General features: G+C 34.4%; 3 protein-coding genes. 2 read left to right on the forward strand and 1 reads right to left on the reverse strand.

Annotated features, from left to right (window positions below; all coding sequences use genetic code 11):
• Positions 1-95 precede the first annotated feature (95 nt).
• Positions 96-731: a fibronectin type III domain-containing protein gene (locus K350_RS0126330; protein ID WP_028982472.1), complete on the reverse strand. Its 636-nt coding sequence runs from the start codon at positions 729-731 to the stop codon at positions 96-98.
• 1176 nt (positions 732-1907) lie between these two features.
• On the opposite strand from K350_RS0126330, the gene K350_RS0126340 reads away from it, so the two are divergent.
• Both K350_RS0126340 and cas9 read left to right on the forward strand, forming a co-directional pair.
• The gene (locus tag K350_RS0126340) at positions 1908-2693 is read left to right on the forward strand and encodes a phytanoyl-CoA dioxygenase family protein (RefSeq protein WP_028982473.1); all 786 of its coding nucleotides are present in this window, start codon (positions 1908-1910) and stop codon (positions 2691-2693) included.
• Positions 2694-3276: 583 nt separating this feature from the next.
• Entirely contained in the window at positions 3277-7704 is a 4428-nt protein-coding gene (gene cas9 / locus K350_RS0126350) for a type II CRISPR RNA-guided endonuclease Cas9 (RefSeq protein WP_028982474.1), read from the forward strand.
• Positions 7705-7909: the final 205 nt, after the last annotated feature.

A 7909-nucleotide genomic window follows, 5' to 3' on the forward strand; every position in this document is an offset into this window, starting at 1 on the left:
ATACACATTAAAGTCCCTCTCCTTCAGGAGAGGGATTTAGGGTGAGGTCTTTCTCTAAAAAAATCGTTCATAAATAGAACTTCAACACTTGCTGATTAGATAGCATATTTAGTTGCCGGATCACTCCAGGCACTTTGACCTGCTGTACCTACTGCAGCAACTTTAAACCAATATTTTTTTCCGCTTTCCAGATTCTTTATAGTAGTTCTGGACTTGGTAGAAACAATGGCCACAGTCCAGCTATCATCTTTGCTCAAATCTGATGTAAGTTGTACTATGTAACTTTTAGCACCTTTTACAGAATCCCAGGAAAGTTCTATTTCCTTTTCATTGGCTGCCACAGCCAATAAGCCTTCCGGTGCTGAAGGAATTCCTGTAGGACTCTTTGAAGCTTTTACACTCATTCCCGCCAGCTTAATTTTAATTTCATCTCCCTTTGCTGTGCTTTCTACATAAGCACCTAATTGATTCAGTACAGCATCAAGTTCTGAAGATCTGTCATCTAAAATGCTGTACTTGGTTGAAAGGGTTTGTCGGGCTAGCTTTACATCAGCATTTGCTTTTTCCAATTCTCCAATAGCAGAACCCACTGTTTCCAGTGATGGAATGGGCGAAGGAAAATGTTCGTTTGCTGTAAGTGCCTGTACAATTTGTCTGGCGAGAGTAAGTTTTTCTTCTAGTGAAGATGCTCTAAGGTTAAGCTTAACCTTTGCTTTTTTAGCGGTTGTCATAGCTGATATGTTTTTGTTATTAAAAAATTGATGGGACAAAAGTTTAAATATTGCCAATCAAATGCAATAAAATTTTAAAAAATATTTTATTGCATCTATTTAGGAATCAGTTGGTTTTATGATTTTTCCTAGATGAAAACAAAGTCTACTAGTATATAAGAAAAAATAGAAAATAAATAAGAAGAAAAAATATCTATGACAAAATCAATTTCTGAATAAATATCTCTTTCACCTATCTGAAATTTTAAAAAGGCATAAAATTATATTCATCCAGTAAGTAAAAAAAACAATTTTATTACTTGTAAATCAGAATTACAGTCTTGCAAATCAGAATTACAAGCTTGTAAATTGAAATTACAAGCTTGTAAACTGGGATTGCAAGCATGTAAACTTGAATTGCAAGCATGCAAATCGAAATTACAAGCATGTAAACTGGGATTGCAAGCATGCAAACTGGAATTACAAGCATGCAAATCGAAATTACAATCTTGCAAATTGGGATTACAGTCTTGTAAATTGAAAATTCAAGTTTGAAAAATGAAATTGCAAGCTTGCAAAAGGAAGCCCCTTCATTAAAATCATTATTTCTTTGTGTGAAGTGATATACACATGAAAGTTATTTCGGATGTTATGCCCTGTCCTAGGCTGGGCTTGATGATATAGTGGTGTGATTGGAGGAGGGAGTAAGCTTCTCTTGTGGTGTCTGGTCTTTCCTGACACTTTTGAAAGGTACCAGTGACATTATATCTCTCCACCGTGGTCACCTTACAGATCACTCTGTCTAAAGCCAATAAATTTCGTATTACCGCAGTAGCTATGGAAAATCATTTATAAAGACAATCTGCAACTCCTGGATTTAGCTATTTGGAAAGTTTTTTAGTGAAAGGAAAGTTTTATCCTGTCAGGGGACATGCCACGGAGCGGAGATTCTCGTTTAGAAAGTGAAGCCCCTTTTTAGTTTTGTTCGTTTAGAGATATTTCTTTAATTTTGTTAATATGAGAATGACTGTAATGCTATAACACCCTTTCAAGCTTAGTTCTATAAGCAAGCAATGCGCTTTATTTATACAAAGCGTACTTTTCTATTATTCATTCATTTTATTGATAATCCTATAACCATGTCAATTGACCGACAAATCCTGTTGCTGTCTGTGCATGGTTTTTAATAAATAAATTATGTCAGATTTACTAAGTAAAAAGGAAATAGAGCATTTTATTCATAACGGTTTTGTCCGTCTTGATAATTCATTCACCAAAGAAATTGCAGATGCTGCATTAGAAATTTTATGGAATGACCTTCCTTGTAATAGGGCAGATCCTTCCACCTGGATTGAGCCTGTAATTCGTTTGGGAATGTATACCAATGAACCTTTTGTCAATTCCATAAATACTCCAAGATTGCATGGTATTTTTAATCAGTTAATTGGTAAAGAAAAATGGGTTCCTTGTCGGAGTGTTGGAACGTTTCCTGTCAGATTTCCAAGTTTTCAACAGCCAAATGATACCGGCAAACATGTAGATGCAGGTTTTCCTGGAAATGACCCTAATAATTTTTTTGAATGGCGTGTAAATGTCAAATCAAAGGGGCGAGCGTTGTTGATGTTGATTTTGTATTCAGATGTCAGTGAAAATGATGCTCCGACTATCATTTATGAAGGTTCTCATTTGGATGTTGCAAAGTTATTGTCTAAAGAGGGAGATTCAGGTCTTTCTTTTATGGAGCTTGCAAACAAGTTACACGACTTGCCGGAAAGAAAAGAAGTGTATGCTACAGGTAAAGCTGGTACAGTTTACCTATGTCATCCGTTTTTGGTTCACTCAGCTCAGCCACATCGGGGAAGTGCTCCTAAATTTATGGCACAACCACCTTTGCTCTTAAAGAGTGAGTTGTCTATCTCAGGTTCTGATACAGATTATTCTCCTGTTGAATGGGCGATTCGTTTTGGAATAGATCAGTCATAAAGGGTTTATGTTGAAAGAGGTTGCTTTTAGCAGCCTCTTTCTTTTTTGAGACGCTCGAAAACCAGAAGACAGGAACACTATGTATATTTTTGCATCTTGCTAATCCTTTAAATATCCTCTGGAGCCCCAGAGAGGCTACAATGTCTTGTTGCAATTAAAGTTTAATAATTGTAGGAGCTATGGAAAATCCCATTTTTAAAACCAATTCCAATTCCAGGATGAATCTTCAAGAAGAAGTAGGCAACGCACGTCAGTCAGGAGAAAATTGAAATTCTCATTCAGGGAAATCACGCCTCTTCATTAAAATCTTTATTTCTTTGAGTGAAGTGATATACACAAGAACGTTATTTCTGATATTATGCCCGGTGAGTTGTCTTGTCTAGATGGGATAAGTTGGGAACGTTAATATATCAAAGTAAAACAAAAAAGCCCCGTATTGTAAGACGAGGCGGCTTAAATGTTTTCACAACGGAATAATCCTTATTGTGATTTGCTTTCAAGTTCAAATATAGATTATATTTGAACATATACAAAAAAATGCTAGCTACTTTTTGATTTTTAAATCTTTCAAACAAACAGAAATATGAAAACTATACTTGGGCTTGATTTGGGTACAAACTCTATTGGTTGGGCGCTGATTCAACAGGACTTTGATAATAGTGAAGGTCAGATCCTTGGAATGGGAAGTAGGATAATTCCGATGAGCCAGGATATTTTAGGAGAATTTGGAAAAGGAAATTCAGTTTCACAAACAGCAGATAGAACAGGCTTTAGAAGTACAAGAAGATTAAGGGAGCGTTTTTTGTTGAGACGGGAGCGTTTACATCGTGTATTAAATATTTTGGGTTTTCTTCCTAAGCATTATTCAGCAGATATTGATTTTGAAAGACGTTTGGGTAAATTCTTAGAAGATAAGGAACCCAAAATAGCTTATGAAAACAATCAATTCTTATTTACAAAATCTTTTGGGAAAATGCTGGTAGATTTTCGTCAGCATCAGCCAGAACTTTTAAAGGATGAAAAAGGGAAAGACCTGCTAATACCTTACGACTGGACTATTTATTTTTTGAGAAAAGAAGCGTTGAGTCGAAAAATCGAAAAAGAAGAGCTGGCCTGGATTATTCTTAATTTTAATCAAAAACGAGGATATTATCAATTGAGGGGAGAGGAAGAAGAAGAAAATGCTAATAAATTAGTTGAATTTCATTCTTTAAAAATCACAGATGTTTTTGCGGATGAAAAACCGAATAGTAAGGGAGATACTTGGTATTCGCTGCATCTCAATAATGGCTGGGTTTATAGGCGTTCAAGTAAAACTCCCCTGTTTGACTGGAAAGATAAAGTCAGGGATTTTATTGTTACCACCGAATTAAATGATGACGGAAGTGTAAAGAAGGACAAAGAAAATAATGATAAAAGAAGTTTTCGAGCACCGTTGGAAAACGACTGGACTTTATTGAAAAAGAAAACGGAACAGGATGTTGCCAAATCAGGTAAAACTATCGGAACTTACATATATGATGCTTTGTTGGAGGATCCCAAACAGAAGATAAAAGGAAAGTTAGTAAGAACTATAGAACGAAAATTTTATAAAGATGAATTAAGGCAGATCCTTCAAAAGCAAAAGGAGTTTCACCCTGAACTACAGAATACCGATATCTATATTGATTGTATTCGTGAACTATATAGAAACAATGAAGCGCATAAGATACAGCTAAGTAAGAAAGATTTTGTACACCTGTTTCTTGATGATATAATTTTTTATCAACGCCCATTACGAAGTCAGAAATCTTCCATTGGTAACTGTACTTTGGAATACAGGAAATATAAGGATGCAGAGGGAGTTGAGAATATTGAATATCTGAAGACTGTTCCCAAGTCCAATCCATATTATCAGGAGTTTCGCATATGGCAATGGATAAATAATCTGTCAATATATAGGAAAGATAGTGATGAAAATGTAACAGGTGAGTTTCTTGAAAGCGTGGATGATAGAGTAATTTTATTTGAATATTTGAATCACCGAAAAGAAATCGAACAAGAGAATTTGATAAAATATCTACTTGGACAAAAAGGAGTAAAAGGAAAAGCATTAAAAGCTGAATCAGAAAAGTATCGATGGAATTATGTTGAAAATAAGAGCTATCCATGCAATGAGACCAAAGCTCTTATTATTTCAAAGTTAGAAAAAGTAAATGATTTACCTCTTGATTTTTTGACAGGAGAGGTAGAATATAAGTTATGGCATATTATCTATTCCGTAAATGATAAAGCGGATTATGAGAAAGCCTTAAAGTCATTTGCAGAAAAGCACAAGTTAGATTCAGAGTCATTCGTTAATGCATTTAGAAAGTTTCCTCCATTTCGTAGTGAGTATGGAGCTTATTCTGAAAAGGCAATTAAGAAGTTATTGCCATTGTTGCGAATAGGAAAGTACTGGAGTTTGGCAAATATAGACACTAAAGTAAAAGGTAGAATAGGTAAAATAATTACAGGTGAATTTGATGAAGAAATAAAAAACAAAGTTCGTGAAAAAGCGGAAAAGCATAAGCTGGTGGAAGAAAGCGACTTTCAAGGTTTGCCATTATGGTTGGCCCAGTATGTTGTTTATGGAAGACATTCTGAAGCAGGTCTGGAAGGTAAATGGAATTCTGTTGACGATTTGAAGAAATATTTAAAAGAGTTTAAGCAACACTCATTGCGAAACCCAATCGTAGAGCAGGTAGTTACAGAGATATTAAGGGTTGTAGGGGATATCTGGCAACAGTATGGAAATGGGGTAAAAGGTTTTTTTAACGAAATACATGTAGAGCTAGGTAGAGATATGAAAAAAACTGCTGAAGAACGTGCGAAGTTGACTAGGCAGATTACTGAAAATGAAAACACCAATCTTAGGGTAAAAGCTTTATTAGCTGAGCTTCTGAACGATACATCTGTTGAAAATGTCCGACCTTATTCACCATCTCAACAGGAAATTTTAAAAATCTATGAAGATGGTGTTTTGAATTCAGATATTGAAGTTCCTGAAGATATTCAAAAAATAAGCCGTATAGCGCAGCCGACAAAGTCGGAGTTGCAGCGGTATAAATTATGGCTGGAGCAAAAATATCGCTCTCCTTACACAGGTGAAATGATTCCTTTAGGGAAGCTATTTACACATGAATATGAAATAGAACATATCATTCCACAAAGTCTTTTCTTTGATGATAGTTTTAGTAATAAAGTGATTTGCGAATCGGCTGTAAATAAGTTAAAAGATAATCAGCTAGGTTTAGAGTTTATCAAAAATAATCCTGGACGTATTGTAGAAATAGGCTTTGGAAAAACTGTAAAAGTTCTTGATGAAGTCTCCTATAGACACTTTGTTATTCATAGTTATTCGAATAACAGGTCAAAGAAAAATAAACTCTTGCTGGAGGAAATTCCGGAAAAAATGATTGAGAGGCAGATGAATGATACTCGTTACATCAGTAAATTTGTATTGTCTGTACTTTCAAATATTGTCCGTGAAGAAGCAAATGATGATGGCGTAAATTCGAAAAACCTTATTCCCGGCAATGGAAAAATAACTTCTGAGTTAAAGCAGGATTGGGGATTAAATGATGTTTGGAATGAACTTATTCTGCCAAGATTTGAGCGTTTGAACGAATTGACAGGTTCAAAGGATTTTACAACCTGGAATGAAAATCATCAGAAGTTTTTGCCTACAGTACCTCTAGCTCTTTCAAAAGGTTTTACGAAGAAAAGAATTGATCATAGACATCACGCTTTAGATGCTTTAGTGATTGCCTGTGTAACCAGAAATCATATAAATTTTTTAAACAATGAACATGCATTGCATAAAAAGAAAAGTAAAACGGAAAAACAAAAATTCAGACATGATTTGAGGACAGCTCTTTGTTTTAAAAAATACAATGATAAGTCAGGTAAAGATTATCAATGGGTGTTTAAGAAACCCTGGAATGATTTTACTCTTGATTCAAAAAGTGCTTTGGATAAAATAATTGTAAGCTTTAAACAAAATCTTCGCATAATTAATAAGGCAACAAATAATTATGAAAAATGGACCGATCGGGATGGTTCTAAAGTAAAAGAGTTACATAAGCAGGATGGAGTAAACTGGGCTACTAGAAGACATATTCACAAAGATACAGTTTCCGGAAAAGTTGATTTGAAAAGAATAAAAGTCCCTAATGGAAGAGTATTGACGGCAACCAGGAAAAGCCTTGATTCATCATTTGATTTGAAGGCTATTGAATCAATTACTGATACTGGTATACAGAAGATTTTAAAGAACTACCTCAGAAGTAAATCAAATAATCCGGAGCTGGCTTTTTCTCCCGAGGCTATTGAGGATATGAATAAAAATATCAGAAAATATAACGATGGGAAATTGCATCAACCTATCTATAAAGTAAGAGTATTTGAACTAGGTAGCAAATTTCCGCTAGGACAAACAGGTAATAAAAAAACTAAATATGTGGAAACAGCTAAAGGTACCAATCTTTTCTTTGCTGTATATCAAGATAAAAATAAAAATAGAATTTATGAATCTATTCCTTTAAATGAGGTTATAGAACATCAAAAATGGAAGGCAACATTGCCTGTAGAACAACAAAAAGATTTACCACCTGTTCCGATTAAGCCTGAAAAAGGAGATTTGCTGTTCTGGCTTTCTCCACATGATTTGGTATATGTGCCAACAGATGATGAAAGAGAAAATTTTTCGAGAATTAAATTAAATAAATTAACCAAAGATCAAACCAGGCGAATATACAAAATGGTTAGTTGTACAGGAGGGGAATGTCATTTCGTACCATTTGCTTATGCTTCACCAATTGCGAATAATGAATGTGGAACAAATAATAAGAACGAAAGGTTAATGCAGTTTTTTAAAGAAGATGATTTATTGGAAGTAGATAACAAAGGTGTTAAGAAGCCAATCATGATTAAAGCAAACTGTGTTAAACTTAGGGTGGATCGGCTTGGTAATATCCTTTTATATTCGTAAAAAATAAGTAGTGCTATAGTTGTTCGCTATAAATAGATAAAGAGAAAGCCCGGAATTGTATTTGTTATAGGTTTGAAGTTAACCACATTATTATAATATTAAGATTGAAAAAAGTTCGGCTGAAATACCGGACTTTTTTTCCCAGATGAAAACAAATTCAGTCAACGATCTTTGAATTATCAGAAACAACGATAAATATTTTATT

It is taken from the genome of Sporocytophaga myxococcoides DSM 11118 (assembly GCF_000426725.1).
GTDB classification, from domain to species: Bacteria; Bacteroidota; Bacteroidia; order Cytophagales; family Cytophagaceae; genus Sporocytophaga; species Sporocytophaga myxococcoides.

What these genes read in the sequence shown, in the direction of transcription:
- K350_RS0126330 (WP_028982472.1), bottom strand. Translation starts at nt 731, where the DNA reads ATGACAACCGCTAAAAAAGCAAAGGTTAAGCTTAACCTTAGAGCATCT.
- K350_RS0126340 (WP_028982473.1), top strand. Translation starts at nt 1,908, where the DNA reads ATGTCAGATTTACTAAGTAAAAAGGAAATAGAGCATTTTATTCATAAC.
- cas9 (WP_028982474.1), top strand. Translation starts at nt 3,277, where the DNA reads ATGAAAACTATACTTGGGCTTGATTTGGGTACAAACTCTATTGGTTGG.